A 22,968-nucleotide genomic window follows, 5' to 3' on the forward strand; every position below is an offset into this window, starting at 1 on the left:
ATGAATGAATCTTTACGCGCACTACCGACATGGGCACAAGACTGGCCAATCGCTTATTCAGTGATTCAAGCCATCGTAATTTTGTTGGTTGTGGTTTTACTGGCCGCTTTGATGTCATTTATTGAGCGTCGTTTGCTGGGTTTATGGCAAGACCGTTATGGACCAAACCGTGTTGGTCCTGGCGGGATGTTCCAGATCGTTGCTGACATGTTGAAAATCATGTTCAAAGAAGACTGGACACCAAAGTTTGTAGATAAGTTAACCTTCCGTTTAGCTCCAGCAGTAGCAATGGCGACTGCAGTATTGTCATTCATGGTTATTCCTGTTTCACCTTACTTAGGTGTTTCAGACATGAGTATCGGTCTATTGTTTTTTATGGCAATGGCAGGTATTGCAGTATATGCGGTGTTATTTGGTGGTTGGGCATCCAACAACAAATATGCACTATTAGGTGGTCTACGTTCAGCAGCACAAACCATTTCTTATGAAGTCTTTTTAGGGATTTCATTGATGGGTGTGGTGGCAATTGCGGGTTCATTTAACTTGCGTGAAATCGTAGAAGCACAACGTGATGTATGGTTTGTGATTCCACAATTCATTGGTTTCATGATCTTCGTGGTTGCGGGTGTTGCGGTAACGCATCGTCATCCATTTGACCAACCAGAAGCTGAACAAGAATTGGCAGAAGGTTACCATGTCGAATATGGTGGTATGAAATGGGGGATGTTCTTCGTTGCTGAATACGTCAACATCATTCTAATTTCTGCACTGATCGTGACTTTATTCTTTGGCGGTTGGTTAGCACCATTTAATTTAAATATTCCATTCATTCCAGATGCATTCTGGTTCATTGCGAAAACAGCATTCTTTGTAATGATGTTTGTCTTGGCACGTGGTTCTTTAATGCGTCCACGTTATGACCAAGTGATGAATTTTGGTTGGAAAGTGTGTTTACCACTTGCATTGGTCAACCTTTTGGTGACTGGTGCTGTGATTCTGATGAATCAGGCCTAGGACAGCAGGGAGTACAAAATGTATAAAATTCTAGCTGGCGTAGGATCAATTGTTCGTTCGTTGTGGATGGTGTTTAGCCATGTCACACGCAAACGCGATACGATTTTATATCCAGAAGTGCCAGCCGAACAAATCGTACCTCCACGCTATCGTGGTCGTATCGTATTAACACGTGACCCAGACGGTGAAGAGCGTTGTGTTGCGTGTAACTTATGTGCGGTTGCATGTCCTGTTGGTTGTATTTCATTGCAGAAAGCTGAAAAAGATGATGGACGTTGGTATCCAGAATTTTTCCGCATTAACTTCTCACGTTGCATTTTCTGCGGTATGTGTGAAGAAGCATGTCCAACAACTGCCATTCAGTTAACACCAGATTTTGAGTTAGGCGAATATGTCCGTCAGGATCTTGTTTATGAGAAAGAAAACTTACTCATTTCAGGACCAGGTAAATACCCAGACTACAATTTCTACCGTGTAAGTGGTATGGCAATTGATGGTAAAGAAAAAGGTCAAGCGCAACGTGAAAGTGCGCCTGTAGATGTACGGAGCTTATTACCATGATGTGGCCATTTTATTTAATGGCTCTTGTGGCCATTGTTTCGACGATTCGTGTTGTGACCAACACCAATCCAGTACATGCTTTATTAAGTTTGATCGTTTCTTTACTTGCTGTTGCAGGGATCTTCTTAATCATTGGTGCACCATTTGCAGCTGCACTTGAAGTGATTGTTTATGCGGGTGCGATCATGGTGTTGTTCGTATTCGTAGTAATGATGCTCAACCTTGGTCAACATACAGTTGATCAAGAGCGTAAATGGTTGACTTCAGATGCTTGGGCTTATCCAGCACTCATGAGCTTCTTAATCGGCTTATGTTTGGTTTGGGTATTAGGTTCAGACTACACGCAATCTGGTGCAGTACTTGGAACTCAAGTGATTGGACCTAAAGCAATTGGTCAAGCACTCTTTACCCACTATTTATTATTGGTTGAAGTTGCCGCAATGTTATTGCTTGCAGCATTGGTTGCAGCATTCCACTTAGGCAAACGTGAACCGAGTGCAGCAGAGGATAAACAGTAATGGGCAACATTCCTTTAGAACATGGTTTGATCGTCGCAACTATCCTTTTTGCACTGGGTTTTTACGGTGTAATGGTGCGACGCAACCTATTATTTATGTTAATGAGCCTTGAGATCATGATGAATGCAGCAGCATTGGCATTCGTTGTGGCAGGAAGTGCATGGGCACAACCTGATGGTCAAATTATGTTTATTTTGATCCTCACACTTGCTGCGGCAGAGGCTTGTATCGGTCTAGCGATCGTCCTCCAGTTCTATCATCGCTTCCATCATCTGGATGTAGATGCTGCTAGTGAGATGCGCGGATGAGTTATTTATATTTAACGATTTTATTTCCGCTGATTGGCTTTGCACTTTTAGCGGCAGGACGTAATAAACTTCCTGAAAATGTAGCAGCAATTATTGGTGCGGGTTCTGTTGGCCTTTCTGCTTTATTTGCATTGATTGCAGGCATGGACTTTGTTAAGCAGGGTTCAGTTGCGCAAGCACAGCATTTATGGACTTGGTTCAATGTAGGCGGTTTTGCACCGGGTGTAAGTTTGCATCTTGACGGCTTGTCATTATTAATGATGGGCATGGTGACAGGTGTAGGTTTCCTGATTCACATCTTTGCAACTTGGTACATGCGTGGTGAAGAAGACTTCGCACGTTTCTTCTCATACTTCAACTTATTCGTTGCAAGCATGTTGGTGCTTGTATTGGGTGACAACTTAGCGTTGTTATTCTTAGGTTGGGAAGGCGTAGGTCTATGTTCTTACCTGTTGATTGGTTATTACTACCAAAACCCTGCAAATGGTTTTGCGGCAATTAAAGCATTTACAGTAACGCGTGTTGGTGATGTATTCTTACTGATCGCATTGTTCTTGCTTTACCAACAATTTGGTACTTTACACATCGGCACGATTGTTGCCAATGCTTCACAAGTTCTGGCACTTGATCATAACTTGGCATTGATCACGTCATTGATGTTGTTCTTGGGTGCAGCTGGTAAATCTGCGCAAATCCCATTACAAACATGGTTGGCAGATGCAATGGCTGGTCCGACACCAGTATCTGCATTGATCCATGCTGCAACAATGGTTACCGCTGGTATCTACTTATGTTGCCGTATGTTCTCTGTATTTGAAATGACACCAGAAGTGATGCAGTTCATTTCGATTACAGGTGCTGTAACATTGTTGGTTGCTGGCTTTGCGGCTTTGGTTCAAACAGATATCAAACGTATTCTGGCTTACTCTACCATGAGTCAGCTCGGTTATATGTTTATGGCTGTGGGTGCAGAAGCGTATCAAGCAGGTCTGTTCCATATGCTTGCACATGCATTCTTTAAGGCATTATTGTTCTTGTCCTCGGGTGCAGTGATCTTGGCTTACCATCATGAACAAAACATCTTTAAAATGGGTGGCTTGTTCTACAAAAACAAATTCTTATTTGCTTGCTTCGCGATTGGTGGTGGTGCACTTGCTGCAATTCCATTTATTACGATCGGCTTCTTCTCAAAAGATGCAATCTTGGGTGCTGTTTGGGCGCAAGGTCAATCTGTCGCATTGTATAACTCATTGTATTGGGTGGGTGTTGCGGGTGCATTCTTAACTTCGATTTATACATTCCGTTTAATTTGGGTTGTATTCTTTGGTGAAGAAAAAACACATTATCACGAAATCAAAGGTGCAACGTATTGGGCGCCTTTAGGTATCTTGGCTGTTCTTTCAACAGGTTTGGCTTACTTCTTAAAAGCGCCAGTGATGAACATTTTAAATGCAGCACATATCCCAGCATTTGAAGTTTCTCAAGCGATTGAAGAAGGGATGCATGGTGCAGAACACCTTGCAGTCGGTATCGCATTGGTCGGTTTAGCTGTAGGTGTGGTGTTATTTGCTTTCGCTTATAAAGCGGTGCAAGGTTTTGCAGCCACTTCATTTGGTGCTGGACTTGCAAATATCTGCCGTAATGCATTTGGTTTCGATTCTTTATACAACCTTGTATTTGTTCAACCTTATTTACTCATTGCGAAAATTTTAGGTCGTGACCCAGTTGATGGTTTATGGCTGTTATTACCTGCAATCGTAAATAGTGGAAATAAATTTACAAGTACCCGTCAAACAGGTTCATTACGTGAATATGCATCAAGTATGTCACTCGGTGTGGTGGTATTGCTGATGATCTTGATCGTGATTCAGGTAGTGGGGAAATAAGATGGAAATCACAAACAATTGGATTTTACCCGCACTGATTCTTGTACCTTTTATTGCAGGTTTCGTGTGTTGGTTGGTCGATAAACTTGATAAACATTTGCCACGTTATATCGCATTAGTCGGTATGCTCGTTACATTGGGCTTAACACTGATTTTGTGGAAACAAGGTGGCTTTAGCTATGAGTTGGGGGCGAAGGCTCCAACTTGGGCAGCAGAATTTTATTTACCTTGGATTAAATCACTCGGTATTAACATTCATTTGGCTGTAGATGGTCTTTCATTGCTGATGGTGGGCTTGACTGCATTACTGGGTGTACTTGCAGTGGGCTGTTCATGGGGTGAAATTCAAAAGAATGTCGGCTTCTTCCATTTAAACCTTTTATGGTCTTTGGGTGGGGTAATCGGGGTTTTCCTTGCAATTGATATGTTCTTGTTCTTCTTCTTCTGGGAGATGATGCTGGTCCCTATCTACTTCTTGATCGCACTTTGGGGTCATAAAGGCGCAGACGGTAAATCACGTGTTTATGCTGCAACCAAGTTCTTTATCTACACCCAAGTCGCTGGCTTAATCATGCTCATCGGTATCTTAGGCTTAGTGGTCTATGGTTCTCAGATGTCAGGTACGATTAGCTTCGACTATAACTACTTACTTGCTGTTGCAAATACTTTAGATGCTCAGGCACCACATATTGCCTATGCGTTGATGATCTGTTTCTTTATTGGTTTTGCAGTCAAGTTGCCAGTATTCCCATTACACGGTTGGTTACCAGATGCCCATGCACAAGCACCTACAGCAGGTTCTGTAGACTTAGCGGGGATCTTGATTAAAACTGCTGCGTACGGTTTATTGCGCTTTGTATTGCCATTCTTCCCAGCAGCATCTGCACAATTTGCCGATATTGCGATTATTTTAGGTTTGATTGGTATTTTCTACGGCGCTTGGTGTGCTTTCCAGCAAACAGATATGAAACGCCTGCTTGCTTATACTTCTATTTCGCATATGGGTTTCGTATTACTTGCACTTTATGCCGGTAATATTCTGACATTCCAAGGCTTAATGATCATGATGTTGGCACATGGCTTGTCATCTGCTGCATTGTTCATTATGTGTGGTCAAGTGTATGAACGCTTACATACCCGTGACTTACGTTTGATGGGTGGTATTCGTGGTCAATTCCAGTATTTACCATTCTTCTTGATGTTCTTTGTCTCTGCACTTGTGGGCATTCCAGGTTTAGGTAACTTTATTGGTGAATTCCTGATCTTGATGGGTTCATTCGCTAAGTTCCCTACATTTACCATCATTGCTGCTATTAGCTTGGTCTTTGCTGGTCTTTATGGCTTGATTCTGATCCACAAAGCTTTATTTGGTACGCCAAATGAAGAACAGAAAAAGCATTATGAAAGTCCATTAAAAGACTTGAATGTACGTGAAACAGTAATTCTATTGATCTGTGCATTTGGCTTATTATGGTTAGGTGTATATCCACAAAGCTTCCTTGATATTTCTCACTCAAGTATGGCGTGGTTATCAAATAGCTATATTCCAGTTCAAGAAGTTGTTGATGCGGCACAACAAGTCGTATCTCAACAAAATGTGGAGATCCAATAGTCATGAACTTCACTATGTCATTTTCGGGTCTCATGCCTTTAGCACCAGTTTTTATTGTTGCTTTAACCGCTGTAGTGGTGATGATCCTAACCTCGATCAAGCGTAATCATAATTTGATTGCAACTGCATCGGTGGTGGGTTTAAACCTTGCTGCAATTGATATTTTATTCATGATGTTTGGTGGTTCATTTGCACCATCAAATGTAATGAACATGTTTGTGGTTGATCCATTTACATTGTTTTATCAATTTATTGCAGTAGTTGCTGCACTCGCATGCTGTACGTTATCTCACGCTTATATTGAAACTTATAAAGATAATCGTGAAGAGCTTTATATCTTGATGTTGATCTCTGTAACAGGGGCAATGTTAATGGTGGCAAGTTCTCACTATGCGTCGTTCTTTATTAGTTTGGAGCTTTTGTCAATTCCTGTGTATGGCTTATTGGCATATACGCATCAGCGTGGAAAATCGCTAGAAGCTGGCGTAAAGTATTTGGTACTTTCTGCAACCGCTTCAGCAATTTTGTTGATGGGTATGGCATACGTTTATGCTTATACAGGTACATTGTCATTTACTGACTTCCCAGGTTTGTATGGAAATCAGTTAGCACAAGTGCAACAAATTGCATCTTTGGCTGACTTTATTGAACAGTTAAAAGGTTTCCTTGCTCAACCAATGATTTTGTTGGGTTCAGGATTAATCGTGATTGCGATTGCGTTTAAATTATCATTGGCGCCATTTCATAAATGGACACCAGATGTTTATCAAGGTGCGCCTGCGCCAATCGCTACTTATCTTGCAACTGTTGCTAAAGTCGCAACGATTGGTTTATTAGTACGCTTTATTTTAAGTTCAGGTTTCATTCTTGTACCGTCTATCGTGACTGTATTAACAGTGATCGCTGTGCTTTCGATTTTAGTCGGGAACTTCCTTGCATTACGCCAAGTCAACTTAAAACGAATTTTAGGTTATTCATCAATCGCCCATTTTGGTTATTTATTGATTGCTTTGATTAGTTTAGGTTATGCAAGTTTAGGCAGCGTAAGCGTCTATGTGGTGACTTATACCTTAACTACGATTGGTGCTTTTGGTGCTGTCGCGTTAATGTCGAGCCCATATAACAATGTTGATGAAGCTGAGTCTCTTGCGGATTACCGTGGTTTATTCTGGCGTCGTCCAGTACTGACTGCGACATTAACAGTGATGATGCTTTCTCTTGCAGGGATTCCATTAACCGCTGGTTTCATTGGTAAGTTTATGGTGGTGATTGCTGCTGTAACCACAGAACATTGGTTCTTGGCTGCTATGGTAGTGGTGGGTAGTGGTATTGGTTTGTATTACTACTTACGTGTGATGATCGTGATGTATATGACGCCACCAGATAATCCTCGTATTGATGCTGTTAATCACTGGGGACAAAAAGTGGGTGGTCTTATGGTGCTCGGTGCTGCTGCTTTGGTATTGATCATTGGTGTTTATCCAGATCCAATCATCAGCTTGGCGTTGAAATCAGAAATTTTATCTCCTTTACATTTCTTGATGAGCCAGCAACACTAATCGCAATAAAATCCTGCTATTAACAAAAAAAGCCTTCATTCATTGAGGGCTTTTCTTATCTCAGATATAAAAAACATTTATAATAATGGAAATTTACTTTTATCCTTTTAGGTGTCCTCCCGTGTCTATTCAAGAAATTCGTCATCCACTTATTCGTCATAAATTAGGTTTATTACGCCGTGCTGACATTAGTACTAAGAATTTCCGTGAACTTGCTCAAGAAGTAACTATGCTTTTAACTTATGAAGCAACCAAAGATTTACCTGTGTGTGATCACGAAATTGATGGTTGGAACGGTAAAGTCACAGTGGACAGAATTGCGGGTAAAAAAATCACTGTAGTGCCGATTTTACGTGCTGGTATTGGCATGTTAGAAGGTTTTTTAAATCTTATTCCAAGTGCAAAAGTTTCAGTTCTCGGTTTAGAACGGGATGAAGAAACCTTGGAAGCACGTACTTATTATAAAAAATTGGTTCCAGATGTACAAAATCGTTTAGCTATGATTATTGACCCGATGTTGGCAACTGGTTCATCTTTGGTTGCTGCGATTGACGTGTTGAAAGCAAGTGGTTGTAAAGATATCCGTGTTATGGTGTTAGTTGCAGCACCTGAAGGCATTAAACGTGTGGAAGCAGCTCACCCAGATGTGACGATTTTTACTGCTTCAATTGATCAAGGTTTAAATGAACAGGGATATATCGTGCCAGGTCTAGGAGATGCTGGTGATAAAATTTTTGGCAGTGTGCAAAAAGATTAAAATTTAGTATGATCAAAGGAGGCTATAGGGGCCTCCTTTTTTAATTATAAGAGAATAAAAAATGTTCAGAAAAGGGACAGTAACCTTTTTCGATAATGATTTAGGGCAAGGTCTAATTGAATTAAATGATAATCATCAACAAGTTGTTTTTAAATTAGAAGATTTTTCAAATCAATCCATTCTTCCTCAAATTGGCGAGCGGATTAAGTGTGTTGTTTTAGAACAATATGGTGCAACCTTAGCTAAATTTATTGTGCGGTTTGATTATAAAAATTATGAGAACGATCAAAATAAGTTACCTATTACGCGTCTCCATTCAGAAAATGGCTATGAACAAATTAGAACTATTCGAAAAGCGCTTAAAAAGAGAAGGCTGGTAGCTGATAACGATTTAGCTATTATCAAAACACAAACTCAAACAGAGCAATTGGTTTCAGTAGAAGCTATTCCAGCTATTGACTTAGTTGTAGAGGAGCAACAAGTAATCTTTGTCGAGCCCATACAAACTCTAATTAGTAATCCTATGATAGAAGAAGGTAGCATAAATTTATACCAAAACAATCAAATTGAGCCTGTAGCGCAAACACAAGTTGACCTTTCTATTAAAGTTATCCAAAATACTGAATCCGAAGACGAAATTCATACAGTTAATAACATTAAAACCACTGAAGGAATTTGTGAGGTTATGCTTTTTGATTTGGGAGAGGCGTATCAAAATATTGAAATTGCAGGGGACTCTAAGAAACAAGAGTTGGTTAAGCCTGTAGAGATGTTGGTAGAGGGGCAATGTTTTAAAGAACAAGATTTATATTTTGATAGGCAAATGAATCAGCAGTTGCTTGAAAAAAATATGCGTTTAACTGCGATCCAAAGTTTAATTCAAAAGTTAAAAGTTAAATTTTTATACTCAAAACGCAAACAGCCTATAAAGAAAATTAGACTTGAAAAACGTCTAGCATTGAATCCTTGGGTGGTGACCGTTGCTGTAGTGATATTCATTGGGGTAAGTTCTGTAATGTATGCAAGAGATCGTTATAAGCAGTACAAAATCGAAACTGAAATGAGATTTCAACAATATCAACAACAACAAAAGGACAAGATTAAACAGCAAAAACGCAAGGCATATTCACACTAAACATCTGAAACGAGTTGAATTTATTGTGGTTCAAACTTATTTTAAAAGAGAAGTTTTATGTTTTATTTGGGGCAAATCATTGAATATCATCATGATAAAGGTTACGGACTTTTATTGGATCATAATTCAGCGCAATCTGTCGTATTCTACATCGCTGATTTTCCAAAACTAGGTGGTCAACCGAAAAAAGGGGAAACTATAAAGTATGTAATTATCAATGAGCAAGGAACATTAAAAGCACATCAAATGATTCGTTTGGATGTAGCGATGAGTAATGAATTAAAAAATAAAAACATCAATATTGATAAGCAAAAAAATATATTAAGACGAAGTAAAAGTGAAGGACAGAAATTTGGTTTTATGTCTGTGGTAATTTTAGTGATTGTTTTTGGCTTCGTTTATTTTAGTTTTGCGACATGGAATCAATACCAAACCTATCAGGATGAACAGCATAATAAACTTACCTTGTTAGAACACCAGCAGCAACAAATTATTGAGCAACAACGCAAAGAAATTGGTTATGTCAAACCAGTAAAGTTTAGTGAAAAATCGCAAAATGCTTTAATAAATGGTGATCATAACCTAGTAAGGACTGAACATGCTCAGGTAACAGTGCAATCTAACGCAACTGTAGCGACATCATCAATGGTAAAATCGCCTTATCAATGTGATGGGCGGACACATTGCAGTCAAATGACATCCTATGATGAAGCTGTATTTTTTATTAAAAATTGTCCTAATACGCAAATGGATGGCGATCATGATGGTCAGCCATGCGAAAGACAATTTGGTAAATAACTTTATTAAGCTAAAAATTATATAAAAGCTCCAAGAGGAGCTTTAGTTTTATCCGTGTTCACAGAATTTTAAGAAGGCTCTTAAACCAGGACCTTGGTACTTTTGACGATGTACAAGCATGTACAAAGGACGTGCAAGTTGCCAAAAAGGAGTCTTTAAAATTACCAATTGCCCTTTGTCCAGCAAAGGCTGAATGGCTAATTTAGAAATACATGACATTCCTAAACCACCTGCGACAATTTTTAAAATCGCTTCATTATGACCCAAAGTTAAGCGGATATTGGCATCTTCTAGGTCTTTTAGAATGGCATTGTCAAAAACTTCACGTGTGCCAGAACCTTCTTCACGCAAAATCCATTCAACATGTTGAAAGTCAGACTGTTTTAATTCACGATGTAAATTTGCAAGTGGATGATTAGGTGAACAACATACCGCAAGTTCGTCATCTCGCCAGTGAATACATTGAAGTTGTGGTAAGAAGCATGAACCTTCAATCAATGCTAAATCCAGTTGGAATTGGTTGACGGCTTCAATCATTTGGCGGGTATTGCCAACTTGGAGTTGCAAATGTGCTTGAGGTTGAACTTGTAAAAAGTTTGCCATTAAGTCGGGCATTAAATAATCACTGATAGTCAGTGTTGCACCAATGCGTAAATCAATACTTTGTAATTCGCCTTTGGCTGCTTGTTCAAAAGCTTCACAGCGGCCTAAAATTTCTAAAGCTTGGGGAAGTAAGAAGCGACCAAGATCATTGAGCTGTAAGCGCTTACCAAGACGATCGAAAAGGGGGGCTCCCAGCCCATCTTCTAAATCTGCCAAAGCCATACTTGCCGCACTTTGAGTCAACCGAACCGCATCACTTGCTTTAGTCACGGTGCCTTCTTGAGCGACAGCAACAAAAACCGCCAACTGGCGTAAAGTCATTCGCATAAGTAGAGCCTTAACATTTTAATATTCATAGATTATATAGTCATGCTACCATGAGGACTATGTTTCATGCCACGAAGAAATCATGTCAATTGAAAAATTTAGCATAGAAAAGGTTTTGTCTGTTCAGCGTTGGACCAATACACTTTTCAGTTTCACCATGACTCGACCTGCTCATTTTAAGTTTACCGCTGGGCAATTTGCTCGCATTGGTTTAAAAGTGGGTGATGAATTGGTGGTAAGGGCATATTCCGTGGTTTCATCCCCGTTTGATGAAACACTCGAATTTTTTTCAATCGTTGTTCCTGATGGTGCATTTACCTCCAATTTACAACATTTACAAGTCGGTGATGAGCTTTATTTGGAAAAAATCCCCTATGGATTCTTAACTTTAGCACGTTATCAATTGCCGTTGCCTAAAGATTTGTGGTTGTTGGCAACGGGCACAGGTTTAGCGCCTTTTATTTCGATGCTACAAGATTTTGAAACTTGGTCAAAGTACGAAAAAATCAACTTGGTGTATAGCGTAAGAACTGAATCTGAATTGGCTTATGTCGATCGGATCCAAGAGATTGCCCAGCTTTTTGGGGAGGGACATACAGGTTTTAAATTTATCCCGATTGTTACGCGTGATCCCAATGCCACCTTGCATGATCGCTTACCAATTTTGATTGAAAATGGTGAATTGGAAAAAGCCGCTGATTTAAAATTCAATGCAGATACCACTCATGTCATGCTATGTGGAAACCCACAAATGGTGGATGACACCAAAGCCGCATTAAAATCCCGTGGTTTAACGATGAATCGTCGGGGTGAAGGTAATATTGCTGTAGAGAATTATTGGTAAATCACTTGTCGGCATCAGCAATTTTATCAATCGTTTTCGATGAGAGAAGTGGCTAAGCGTCTTCTCTTTGATTGTTTCATGCCAGAACCTAACACTTTTTAGCTAAAAGATGATTACTGAGTGAGAGGTGTATATGCAGTTAATCGCTCGGTTGAATAAGCTGTTGAATCAACATGTGTATCTTGATTGAGCATCAATTGTCTTAATAACTGTGCAGAAGCAGGCCCCATACATAAGCCATTACGGTAATGTCCAAAATTTGCCCATAAATTGTTCAGTTTAGGCATTTTTCCTATATATGGAATGCCTGTCGGTGAACTTGGACGTAATCCTGCCCATTGCTTAACAATAGGGAAGTTTGTCAATTCAGGGACCATCTCGATACAGGCTTTATAAATATTTTGCTGTGTTTGTACATTTGGACGCTTATCAAACCCGATATTGTCCATGCTTGAACCACATACGATATGACCATCTAGGCGTGGGATCAAATACATGACATTGTTCATACACATGGTGGGTAGCCAGTTTTCAGGGGTTTTAAATAACATCATTTGTCCTTGAACTGGCTCTACTGGGATCGAAAGCTGTAATTGTTCTGCCCAGCAATTTGACCATGCGCCTGTGGTAATCACAAATTGATCTGCGAAAAAACGTCGCCCATTGGTACTTTCAACAGACTGAATTTTTTGATTTTGAATATTAAATTTTTCGATCCATGTATTTTCATACACTTCAACTTGAGGGTGTTGTTTGAGATAGCTGATCAGTGATTTAAGAAGTCTTGGATTTCTAACATTGGCTAAATGTGGAAAATAAATTGCATGTTGAAATTGTGCTGAAATATGTGGGTTGATGGTTTCAAGCTGCTCTCTTTGCAGGTATTCACAATGCTGCATCGGTTCTTGATGTTGGTCTTTATAACCGAGTCCAAGCTCAAAATCTGCTTCGTCAAAAATTAGCATTCCAGTTTCATGGATTTGAAAGTCTATCCCTGTTTTAGGCTGTAGTTTCTCATTCCATTGTTGGTAAAGTTGTTTGCCATGTTGTGCCAGATGATTGACTTCATTTGGATATCTCCATGGATACATGGGTGACAAAATACCGCCACCCGCCCATGAAGCAGCATGTCCAGCATGTTGTTGATCGAACAGAGTGATGGTGCAACCTTGTTCAACAAGTTCAAGCGCGCTGAGTAAGCCACTTACTCCTGCACCGATAATGGCGATATGCATTGTGTATTCTGTACCAATTTAGAATTTTAATCCCCACCTACAAAAGCAATACTGCTTATCTTTTGAAAGAGGGGACTTTCCTTCCACGACCGAATCAGTAATGGACACTTCCCTTTCTAAAAGGTAAGGAACCATGAATTCAGTAAGGGAGGAATTTTTTACTTCATCTCTTTTAATTGACGTGCTGCATCTTCTGCATAATAGGTCCAAATACCATCTGCACCTGCACGACGGAAGCACATCAATGATTCCATGATCACGCTTTCTGATAACCAGCCATTTTGGATGGCTGCAGCAAGCATGGCATATTCACCACTGACTTGATAAACAAAGGTTGGGACACCAAAGGTATCTTTAACTTCACGTACCACATCCAAATATGGCATACCTGGTTTAACAATCACCATGTCTGCGCCTTCTTGAATATCGAGGGCGATTTCATGCAGTGCTTCAGCACGATTACCGACATCCATTTGGTAGTTATACTTATTACCACCTTTTAGGTTGGATGATGAGCCAACTGCATCGCGGAAAGGACCGTAGAAACTAGACGCATATTTTGCAGAGTACGCCATGATACTGGTATAAATAAAATCGTTACTTTCTAAAGCTTGGCGGATTGCACCAATACGGCCGTCCATCATGTCACTTGGCGCGATCACATCTGCACCTGCTTCAGCATGGCTTAAGGCTTGTTTGATCAGGCATTGGACTGTTTCATCATTTAACACATAACCTGTATTGTCAATAATACCGTCCTGACCATGGGTGGTATAAGGATCTAATGCACCATCCGTGATGAGCACCATCTCAGGCAATTCTTTTTTTAGCAAACGTAAAGTATTTTGAACTAAACCGTCTTCATGCCACGCTGCTTCTGCTGTTAAACTTTTGTCTTGTTGTGGTGTAACGGGGAATAAGGCAAGTTTTGATACACCAAGTTCTAATAGTGTTTCTGCTTTTTTCAACAATAAGTCTGCTGACAATCGTTGAACATTTGGCATACTTGGTACATCTTGGCTTTGGTTTTGTCCCGGAAGCACAAATACTGGATAAATGAGATGATCTGCTGTGAGTTGAGTCTCTCTTACCATTGCTCGAAGCTTATCGTTTTTACGGATACGGCGCATACGTGTAGCTGGAAAAGCAGGACGATTGAACGTATAAGTCATAACAATCTCGATGTTCAGTATTAAACTAGGCATATATTGTAGCCCTTTCATATATTTTTTGGGAAAAAGCTGAAAATTTTTCTCAATATTGGTTTCGAAATGATGATGAGTGATTCTTCTAAAATTGATTCTGCGCCTAGCGAATCGCAAAAAAAGTGGACTGGTAATTTACATTTAGGCGCGAAAGCAGATCTAAATGTGGTGCTTAACCAACTCACTAAAGCGTTTAATGGTTCGCCTTATTTTTCACATAACAATATGCAAATGCGTGTTGTCAATGATGAGATTGAAGGCTACATCGAAATGAAACCGTATTTGATTGGCAATGTCGCATTTCAAATTTTACATGGTGGTGTGGCCGCGACATTGCTGGATAGTATTGGTGGAATTGTGGCAATGGGGGAGCTATATAAACGTGCAGAGCCAGATCAATTGCCAGACACGTTAAAGAAAGTTTCTCGTTTAGCGACAGTTGATATGCGTGTGGATTATCTTGCACCTGGGCGCGGTGAATACTTTATTGCCAAAGCTGAAACCTTGAGAATGGGGCGTAAAGGTTGCACCATGCGTATGACCATGCTCAACAATGAAGGTAAGGCGATTGCGACAGCTATTGCTTCTTATGCTTATTGATTAAGCTGAAAAGTGTACTAATCAGTACACTTTTGTATTCTTTGTGTCAATATAAGCCAGCAAAATAGATATTTTGTTGGCTTTTTTTTTTCAAAAAAATATGAATATCAATAAGATCATCCTATTTTATAAAGATAAACTATAGAGTAATATTTTTATTCTCATAATATGATTTTTACCTGTAAAATTGAGCACCACAATTTTAAGAAGTTGACTTATTCAACCATCAAGCAATGTCATATAGATATGATTAAGCAGTTTTTCAGTTTATATCTCCAAAATGCAAAGATGTTTTGACAAGTCCAAGTAAGCTAGGAACATGCGATGACTGACGCGCAAACGACGAATGCCTCTCCAAATGATGAAAATCAAGCGCAAGCGGATTTGGAAGCCAAACAAAAACGTAAAAAAATGCTGAAGATTTTTGCCATTATTGTTGTTGTAGCTGCAATTCTATATGCAATCTGGGCTTTTATTTTTGGCAATATTGTTGAAACAGACAATGCCTATGTCGGTGCTGAAACTGCTGAAATCACTTCGATGGTCAGCGGACAAGTTGCTGAGGTTTTGGTCAGTGATACTCAACAAGTGAAAAAAGGCGATGTGCTTGCAATTATTGATAATCGTGATGCAAAAATCGCTGTTGCAGAAGCTGAAGCAGCGTTGACCAAAGCCAAGCGTCAATATACGCAAAGCTCGGCAAATAGCAGTTCATTGTCCTCACAGATTTTAGTCAGTGCAGATGATATTAACAGTGCTAAAGCACAAGTGGCACAAGCCGATGTGGCGTATCAACAAGCACAACAAGAGTTTGCACGCCGTCAGCAGTTAAGCGCGACAGGTGCAATTTCTAAAGAAGAATTTAGCAAAGCACAAAGTGCTTTAAACAATGCCAAAGCAAATGTCGATGTGGCAAAAGCAGCATTGGCGCAAACGGAATCTAAACGTAAAGCTGCACAAAGTAATTTAGATGCCAATGAAGCTTTAATTCGGGGTACCTCACAAAGTTCAACCCCTGATGTATTGGTGGCTCAAGCCAAACTTGATCAAGCACTTTTAGATTTACAACGTACAGAAATTAAAGCGCCGTTAGATGGTGTGATTGCCCGCCGTAGTATTCAAGTCGGTCAGCGTATTGCACCAGGGACAAGTCTGATGAAAGTGGTTCCTTTGGCTGAACTTTATGTGGATGCAAACTTTAAAGAAAGTCAGTTGCAAAACGTGAAAGTTGGTCAGAAGGCAACCCTCACTTCAGACCTCTATGGGAAGAAAGTAGAGTATCACGGTACGGTGATCGGCTTTTCTGGTGGTACAGGTTCAGCATTTGCGTTGATTCCTGCACAAAATGCGACAGGTAACTGGATTAAAGTGGTTCAACGTCTACCTGTACGTATCAAACTCGATCCTAAAGAGTTGGCTGAGCATCCATTACGTGTGGGTTTATCCATGAATGCTGAGGTTGATACCTCTTCAGCGAAGTAATCACTTATGAATACAGCAACGTTTCAAAGTGAGCTTAAAGGTGGGCGTTTACTTCTTGCCGCCTTCTTTTTAGCACTTGCCAATTTTATGGTCGTACTGGATATGACCATTGCCAATGTTTCTGTGCCTCATATTACTGGAAGTTTAGCAGTATCAAGTTCTCAAGGGACTTGGGTGATTACTTCCTATGCTGTTGCTGAAGCCATCTGTGTACCTTTAACGGGGTGGCTCGCAGGACGTTTTGGTGCTGTTCGGGTATTTACCATCAGTCTGATTGGCTTTACCACATTTTCAATTCTTTGTGGCTTATCCAATAGCTTGGCGATGTTAGTGATCTGCCGGATCGGACAGGGTTTATTTGGTGGTCCAATCATGCCACTCAGTCAAACTTTGTTGATGCGTATTTTCCCACCCGAAAAGCATTCTCAAGCAATGGGGATGTGGGCAATGACGACCGTTGTTGGACCGATTCTAGGTCCTATTTTAGGCGGTACGATCAGTGATAACTGGTCATGGCATTGGATTTTCTTTATCAATATTCCAGTGGGTGTGATCTGTGCTGTTGGGGTGATGCGTCTATTAAAAGTTGCTGAAACACCGATTGCTAAACTCCCGATTGATACCATTGGCTTAACGCTGCTGATCATTTGGATTGGCGCATTACAGTTAATGCTCGATTTGGGGCATGAGCGAGATTGGTTTAATAACAGCTTTATTTGTATTTTGGCTGTGATTTTGGTAGTTGGATTTATCGCCTTTTTCATCTGGGAATATTATGAAAAACATCCTATCGTCAATATACAAATTTTCCGATACCGTGGTTTTACTATAGCAACAATCTCATTGGCTTTTGCCTTTGCAGCATTCTTTGGCAGTATTGTGCTCATTCCACAATGGTTACAGATTAACTTGGGCTATACCGCATCTTGGGCAGGTTATCTGACTGCGACGATGGGCTTTGGTAGTTTGATGATGTCGCCAGTGGTTGCCAAACTTGCGACTAAATACGACCCCAGAGCCTTGTCGAGTTTTGGTCTGATGATTTTAGGTGGCGTTACATTAATGCGTTCATTTTGGACCAGTGATGCTGACTTTATGGCGCTGGCGTTACCACAGATTATTCAAGGTTTCGCGGTACCGTTCTTCTTTATCCCACTGTCTAATATTGCTTTAGGTGTGGTACGTCCAGATGAAGTGGCTTCTGCTGCAGGTTTGATGAACTTTATGCGAACTATGGCAGGGGCTATTGGTGCATCTATTGCGGTGACCATTTGGGATGATCATACCAAGCTGGCACGTAGTGAAATCGTGTCGACTATGCATGTTGAGGAAACTCAACGTAACTTGGTCAACAGTGGCTTTAGTCCTGAAATGGCGTTGGGTACCATTTCAAATTTGGTCGATAAAGAGGCTTTAACGCTTTCGGTTAATCATGTGTTTTTAATTTTTGCGATGATTTTTATTTTCGCAGGATTGATTATTTGGTTATGTCCAAAACCGAAAGGGAATGTCGGCGCAGGACATGCGCATTAGAACTCAAGTTGTATAGAAGCCTGCTGAAAAGTGGGCTTTTTTATCGCTGCAATTAGGATGAAGCAAGACTATTTTTTGCTATTTTATCTATTGATCAAGATCAGGGTATAATACAGCGATTGTGTACCGCGATGAGTAATATGTATGAAGCCTGAATTCCAACAAGGAAAAATTAAACAATACGATGCCGATAGAGGCTTTGGCTTTATTGGTGGACTTGAACAAGATATTTTCTTTCATATTTCGGATTTTCCGCTTGCAGAGGGTGAGCCAAAGCGAAATGAAAGAGTTAAATTTATCGTTGTTGAAAATAACGGCAAGTTAAAAGCAACCAAAATTGAACGCGTTGAAGATCAATCAGCAAAGGCCAAAAAGACCAGAATCGTTGAAAATAATAAGTCGATTACCAATAATTTGTTGTCTAATTTTAGAAAGTAATAGGTATAGATTCAGGCCATTTTTTTTTGGGGGGTTATTGGATCGTAGTTTTTTTAGATAAATCCCTTTAATTGACGGGATTTTGTATGAGGGAATTGGTTTTTTAATATAAAAATATTCCTTTGTGCTGCTAAAATCGCAGTTTCCCTCTTTTTTGAAGAGGGGAATGTTGCGAATTTTATGATGGTATTGGATTTGCAATATTGCTTGCTGAAAATGAAGTGTAAGAACGGGCAATTGGAAAAGATTAAATAAATTTAAAAAGAAGAACAGCAATGCAACCCGATAACAAAAACTTAAAATAACTGTCTCGTGATCTTAGGAATAATATGACGGATGCAGAATTATTGCTTTGGTTAAAGTTACGACACAAGCAAATTTTAGGTTTACAGTTTTATCGTCAGAAACCGATTTTAAATTACATCGTCGATTTTTACTGTCCTGCTATAAATTTGGTGATTGAATGCGATGGTGGGCAGCATTATACGGATGAGGGTTTAGAAGCTGATCGTATCCGTGATGAAGCATTGACTCAGCAAGGCTTAGTTATTTTAAGATTTGATAATGGAAAAATTTTGCTGGAAATTGATAGGGGGATTTCGAAGGTTTTTGATGTGGCGAGTCAGCATTTGGAATCCCCCTAAATCTCCCTTTGATAAAGGGGGACCTGCCGTGAATTGGATGATGGTCTTCGATTCGAGCTATTCCCTCCTTCTTGAACTTCGTTTTAAAGTAATACTTTAAACTTGTTCAGGGACGAGCTTTCACGTAATTCAATCGAGACGTGCAGTTCCCCTCTTTGAAAAGAGGGGTTAGGGGAGATTTAAATAAATCTAAGCAATCGAATCATCCAAATTCGGTGCTAACCAACGTTTGGCTTCATCCAAAGTCCAATTCTTACGCTTTGCATAATCTTCTAGCTGATCCAACGCAATTTTACCCACGTTAAAGTATTCAGACTGTGGGTTGGCATAGTAGAAACCACTGACACTTGATGGTGGCCACATTGCAAAACTGCTGGTCAATTGCGTACCAATCTTATCCGTGGTGCCTAACCAATCAAACAAAGATGCTTTTTCAGAATGCTCAGGACAAGCTGGGTAGCCCGGTGCAGGGCGAATACCGACATACTTTTCTTTAATTAATTCTTCATTCGACAGTTGCTCATCGGCTTGATAGCCCCAGAACTCTTTACGAATACGCTCATGCAAATGTTCAGCAAATGCTTCAGCAAAACGGTCACCTAAGGACTGAGCAAGAATGGCAGAATAATCATCACCTTTGGCTTTGTACTCATGCGCCATTTCTTCCGCACCAAAAATTGAAACGGTAAAACCACCCAAGTAGTCTTCGGCTTGTGCTTTGGTTGCAACAAAATCAGCCAAAGACAAATTAGGTTTACCTGTAACTTTATCTGATTGCTGACGAATATGATGGAAGGTATGGGTTACAGATTGACCATCTTCATTAAAGACCTCAACAGAGTCTGCGGCTGAACGGTTTGCAGGATAAATCCCAAAAACGGCACGCGCATCGAAACGCTTATTGTCAATAATGTCTTTGAGCATCGCTTGAGCTTGATTATACAAATCAGTCGCAGCTTCACCGACCACGTCATCTTGTAAAATTTTCGGGAATTTACCCGCCAAACTCCAAGAAATAAAGAATGGCGTCCAGTCAAAATATTCTACTAACGTATCAAGAGGGTAATGGGTTAAGGTTTGCAAACCAATAAAGTTAGGTTTTACTGGTGGATTGGCGGCAAAGTCAATTTTTAGACCATTTTCAATGGATTCTGTATACGACAATTTAGCTGCTTTCGGTTGCTTGTTGGCAATACGTTCACGTACTTTTTCATATTCAGCACGATGTTCATCCACAAATTTAGGCTTCATTTCGGGAGACAACAGGGTGGTTGCAACACCCACCGCACGAGAAGCATCGGCAACATAGATCACTGCATCATTTGAGTATTGAGGATCAATTTTTACTGCAGTGTGTGCTTTCGATGTAGTTGCGCCACCAATCAACAGTGGAATTTTAAAACCCTTGCGCTGCATTTCTTTTGCAACAAACACCATTTCATCAAGCGATGGGGTAATCAAACCTGATAAGCCGATAATATCGACTTTTTCATCAATTGCAGTCTGTAAAATTTTCTCGCAAGACACCATGACACCAAGGTCAACAATGTCATAACCATTACACCCCAGTACAACACCAACAATGTTTTTACCAATATCGTGTACATCGCCTTTTACAGTCGCCATCAACACTTTACCTTTGGATTGGCTGCCTGTTTTTTCGGCTTCAATGTACGGGTTTAACCATGCTACAGCTTGTTTCATCACCCGTGCAGATTTAACCACTTGAGGTAAGAACATTTTACCTGAGCCGAATAAGTCACCGACCACATTCATACCGTCCATCAATGGACCTTCAATCACATCAAGTGGACGTTTGGACTTTAAGCGGGCTTCTTCAGTATCTTCATCGATAAAGCTGGTAATCCCTTTGACCAATGCATATTCAAGACGCTTTTCAACAGGTTCATTACGCCATTCAAGGTTTTCAACCTGTTTTTGGGCAGCACTTTGACCACGGTACTGTTCAGCAACTTCAAGCAATTTTTCTGTTGCATCTTGACCGCTGTCACCTTGATTCTGGTTGAGAATGACATCTTCAACAGCGGCTTTCAGCTCCTTAGGAATATCATCATAGATGGCCATTTGACCCGCATTGACAATTCCCATGGTCATGCCTTGTTTGATGGCATAGTAAAGGAATACAGAGTGAATGGCTTCACGGACAGGTTCATTGCCACGGAAAGAGAACGACACGTTAGACACACCACCAGAAATCATGGCATGTGGTAAGTTTTGTTTAATCCAGCCGGTTGCTTCAATAAAGTCCACAGCATAGTTATTGTGTTCTTCAATCCCCGTTGCAACAGCAAAAACGTTCGGATCAAAAATAATGTCTTCCGCAGGAAAACCAACTTCATTGACCAACACATCATAAGAGCGCTTACAGATTTCACGTTTACGTGCGGCAGTATCTGCCTGACCTGTTTCATCAAATGCCATCACAATGACAGCTGCACCATATTGGCGACACAAACGTGCTTTATGGACAAACTCATCATAACCTTCTTTTAAGGAAATGGAGTTAACAACAGGTTTACCTTGTACACATTTTAGACCTGCTTCAATGATTTCCCATTTAGAGGAGTCAATCATGATTGGTACTTTAGAGATTTCAGGCTCAGATGCAACCAGATTTAAGAAATGTACCATCGCGTTTTGCGAATCGAGCATTCCTTCATCCATATTGATGTCAATGATTTGTGCGCCTGAAACTACTTGTTGTAATGCAACATCGAGTGCTTCTGCAAAGTTTTCTTCACGGATTAAACGGAGGAATTTTTTAGAACCAGTGACATTGGTACGTTCACCAACATTGACAAACAATGAGTCGTCATAAATATTAAATGGCTCTAAACCACTCAGGCGACATGCAGGTTTGATGTCTGGAATTTTACGCGGTGGGATGTCTTTGACCGCATTATAAATGGCACGAATATGGTCAGGTGTGGTACCACAACATCCACCAGTGATATTGATTAAGCCACTTTCAGCAAATTCTTTTAAGAAGGCAGCTGTTTCTTCTGGTGTTTCATCATAGCCACCAAATGCGTTTGGTAAGCCAGCGTTTGGATGCGCTGAAACAAAAACATCCGCAACATCTGATACAGTTTTGACATGTGGACGCATGGCATCTGCACCTAAGGCGCAGTTAAATCCAATTGACAATAAATCGCCGTGACGAACAGAGTTCCAAAATGCTTCTGCAGTTTGTCCTGTTAAGGTACGACCAGAAGCATCCGTAATTGTGCCTGAAATCATCAGCGGTAATTCACAGCCAAGTTGTTTAAAGACTTCTTTTACCGCAAAAATTGCTGCTTTACAGTTTAAAGTATCAAACACAGTTTCAATGAGAAGGATGTCTGCACCACCTTCAATTAAAGCATGTGTGGCTTCAATATAATTTTCTTTGAGTTCATCAAAGGTAATGTTGCGAAACGCTGGATCATTCACATTCGGTGAGATCGAGCAGGTACGTGATGTAGGCCCCAATACTCCAGCAACAAAACGTGGTTTGTCAGGGGTTGAGTATTTTTCACAAGCAGCTTTGGCAAGTCGGGCTGCTTCAAAGTTGATCTCATGGACTAAATCTTCCATGTGATAGTCAGACATTGAAACACGTGTACCGTTAAAGCTATTGGTTTCAATAATGTCAGCACCAGCATCTAGGTAAGCTTCATGGATGCCTTGAATAATTTGGGGTTGAGTTAACACTAAAAGGTCATTGTTACCTTTTAAGTCAGATGCCCAATCAGCAAAACGCTCACCACGATAATCAGCTTCTTCCAGTTTATGGCGTTGGATCATAGTTCCCATCGCACCATCAATAATTAGGATGCGTTGGGCAAGAAGCTCTTTTAACGTGGTAAGCGTGGACATTAAAACTCTCAATAAAATCGGATTTTAAAA

General features: G+C 40.3%; 20 protein-coding genes. 16 read left to right on the forward strand and 4 right to left on the reverse strand.

Annotated features, from left to right (window positions below; genetic code table 11):
- From nuoH to AC4CUY_RS03255, 10 genes are all read left to right on the forward strand, one after another.
- A complete protein-coding gene (gene nuoH, locus AC4CUY_RS03210; RefSeq protein ID WP_336952951.1) occupies window positions 1-1,014 on the forward strand; it encodes an NADH-quinone oxidoreductase subunit NuoH in 1,014 nt (337 codons plus the stop codon).
- A gap of 18 nt (window positions 1,015-1,032) precedes the next feature.
- On the forward strand, window positions 1,033-1,575 hold the full coding sequence (nuoI, locus tag AC4CUY_RS03215; protein ID WP_004722835.1) for an NADH-quinone oxidoreductase subunit NuoI: 543 nt from the start codon (window positions 1,033-1,035) through the stop codon (window positions 1,573-1,575).
- The gene (nuoJ, locus tag AC4CUY_RS03220) at window positions 1,575-2,093 is read left to right on the forward strand and encodes an NADH-quinone oxidoreductase subunit J (protein WP_336952992.1); all 519 of its coding nucleotides are present in this window, start codon (window positions 1,575-1,577) and stop codon (window positions 2,091-2,093) included. Before nuoI ends, nuoJ begins: the two co-directional genes overlap by 1 nt.
- A complete protein-coding gene (gene nuoK, locus AC4CUY_RS03225) occupies window positions 2,093-2,401 on the forward strand; it encodes an NADH-quinone oxidoreductase subunit NuoK (RefSeq protein ID WP_004722831.1) in 309 nt (102 codons plus the stop codon). The genes nuoJ and nuoK overlap by 1 nt, the downstream gene beginning before the upstream one ends.
- On the forward strand, window positions 2,398-4,287 hold the full coding sequence (gene nuoL, locus AC4CUY_RS03230; protein WP_336952950.1) for an NADH-quinone oxidoreductase subunit L: 1,890 nt from the start codon (window positions 2,398-2,400) through the stop codon (window positions 4,285-4,287). Before nuoK ends, nuoL begins: the two co-directional genes overlap by 4 nt.
- A 7-nt stretch (window positions 4,288-4,294) precedes the next feature.
- Entirely contained in the window at window positions 4,295-5,899 is a 1,605-nt protein-coding gene (gene nuoM, locus AC4CUY_RS03235) for an NADH-quinone oxidoreductase subunit M (RefSeq protein WP_419820731.1), read from the forward strand.
- 2 nt (window positions 5,900-5,901) lie between these two features.
- A complete protein-coding gene (gene nuoN / locus AC4CUY_RS03240; RefSeq protein WP_490773664.1) occupies window positions 5,902-7,458 on the forward strand; it encodes an NADH-quinone oxidoreductase subunit NuoN in 1,557 nt (518 codons plus the stop codon).
- Between the two features lie 121 nt (window positions 7,459-7,579).
- On the forward strand, window positions 7,580-8,215 hold the full coding sequence (gene upp / locus AC4CUY_RS03245) for a uracil phosphoribosyltransferase (RefSeq protein ID WP_004722821.1): 636 nt from the start codon (window positions 7,580-7,582) through the stop codon (window positions 8,213-8,215).
- A gap of 61 nt (window positions 8,216-8,276) precedes the next feature.
- On the forward strand, window positions 8,277-9,350 hold the full coding sequence (locus AC4CUY_RS03250) for a hypothetical protein (protein ID WP_419819572.1): 1,074 nt from the start codon (window positions 8,277-8,279) through the stop codon (window positions 9,348-9,350).
- A 57-nt stretch (window positions 9,351-9,407) separates the two neighbouring features.
- Window positions 9,408-10,148 carry an excalibur calcium-binding domain-containing protein gene (locus AC4CUY_RS03255; RefSeq protein WP_336952946.1) on the forward strand — a complete coding sequence of 247 codons (741 nt, stop codon included), beginning with the start codon at window positions 9,408-9,410 and terminating at the stop codon, window positions 10,146-10,148.
- A 48-nt stretch (window positions 10,149-10,196) separates the two neighbouring features.
- Here the strand turns inward: AC4CUY_RS03255 and gigC are convergent, their stop codons facing one another.
- Window positions 10,197-11,078, reverse strand: a complete 882-nt coding sequence (gene gigC / locus AC4CUY_RS03260) for a LysR family transcriptional regulator GigC (protein WP_336952945.1) — start codon at window positions 11,076-11,078, stop codon at window positions 10,197-10,199.
- Between the two features lie 82 nt (window positions 11,079-11,160).
- Between gigC and AC4CUY_RS03265 the strand changes: the two genes are divergently transcribed.
- A complete protein-coding gene (locus tag AC4CUY_RS03265) occupies window positions 11,161-11,922 on the forward strand; it encodes a ferredoxin--NADP reductase (protein ID WP_419359191.1) in 762 nt (253 codons plus the stop codon).
- 113 nt (window positions 11,923-12,035) lie between these two features.
- On the opposite strand, the gene thiO is transcribed toward AC4CUY_RS03265, so the two are convergent.
- Both thiO and hemB read right to left on the reverse strand, forming a co-directional pair.
- A complete protein-coding gene (gene thiO / locus AC4CUY_RS03270; RefSeq protein ID WP_419327556.1) occupies window positions 12,036-13,157 on the reverse strand; it encodes a glycine oxidase ThiO in 1,122 nt (373 codons plus the stop codon).
- Window positions 13,158-13,315: 158 nt separating this feature from the next.
- Window positions 13,316-14,329, reverse strand: coding sequence for a porphobilinogen synthase (gene hemB, locus AC4CUY_RS03275; protein ID WP_171500326.1), 1,014 nt, complete (start codon window positions 14,327-14,329; stop codon window positions 13,316-13,318).
- Between the two features lie 99 nt (window positions 14,330-14,428).
- On the opposite strand from hemB, the gene AC4CUY_RS03280 reads away from it, so the two are divergent.
- The 5 genes from AC4CUY_RS03280 (at window position 14,429) to AC4CUY_RS03300 (ending at window position 19,059) form a co-directional block, all read left to right on the forward strand.
- A complete protein-coding gene (locus AC4CUY_RS03280) occupies window positions 14,429-14,962 on the forward strand; it encodes a thioesterase family protein (RefSeq protein WP_419327557.1) in 534 nt (177 codons plus the stop codon).
- Window positions 14,963-15,286: 324 nt separating this feature from the next.
- Complete coding sequence (locus AC4CUY_RS03285) at window positions 15,287-16,444, forward strand: HlyD family secretion protein (RefSeq protein ID WP_004819348.1); 1,158 nt, start codon at window positions 15,287-15,289, stop codon at window positions 16,442-16,444.
- 6 nt (window positions 16,445-16,450) lie between these two features.
- Window positions 16,451-17,977, forward strand: coding sequence for a DHA2 family efflux MFS transporter permease subunit (locus AC4CUY_RS03290; protein ID WP_419327558.1), 1,527 nt, complete (start codon window positions 16,451-16,453; stop codon window positions 17,975-17,977).
- A gap of 144 nt (window positions 17,978-18,121) precedes the next feature.
- The gene (locus AC4CUY_RS03295; protein WP_004819352.1) at window positions 18,122-18,415 is read left to right on the forward strand and encodes a cold-shock protein; all 294 of its coding nucleotides are present in this window, start codon (window positions 18,122-18,124) and stop codon (window positions 18,413-18,415) included.
- A 305-nt stretch (window positions 18,416-18,720) separates the two neighbouring features.
- Window positions 18,721-19,059, forward strand: coding sequence for an endonuclease domain-containing protein (locus tag AC4CUY_RS03300; protein ID WP_419359210.1), 339 nt, complete (start codon window positions 18,721-18,723; stop codon window positions 19,057-19,059).
- A 189-nt stretch (window positions 19,060-19,248) separates the two neighbouring features.
- Here AC4CUY_RS03300 and metH read toward each other — a convergent pair whose 3' ends face one another.
- Window positions 19,249-22,938, reverse strand: coding sequence for a methionine synthase (gene metH / locus AC4CUY_RS03305; protein ID WP_490773665.1), 3,690 nt, complete (start codon window positions 22,936-22,938; stop codon window positions 19,249-19,251).
- Window positions 22,939-22,968 lie beyond the last annotated feature (30 nt).

It is taken from the genome of Acinetobacter sp. 778_lipA (assembly GCF_058242985.1).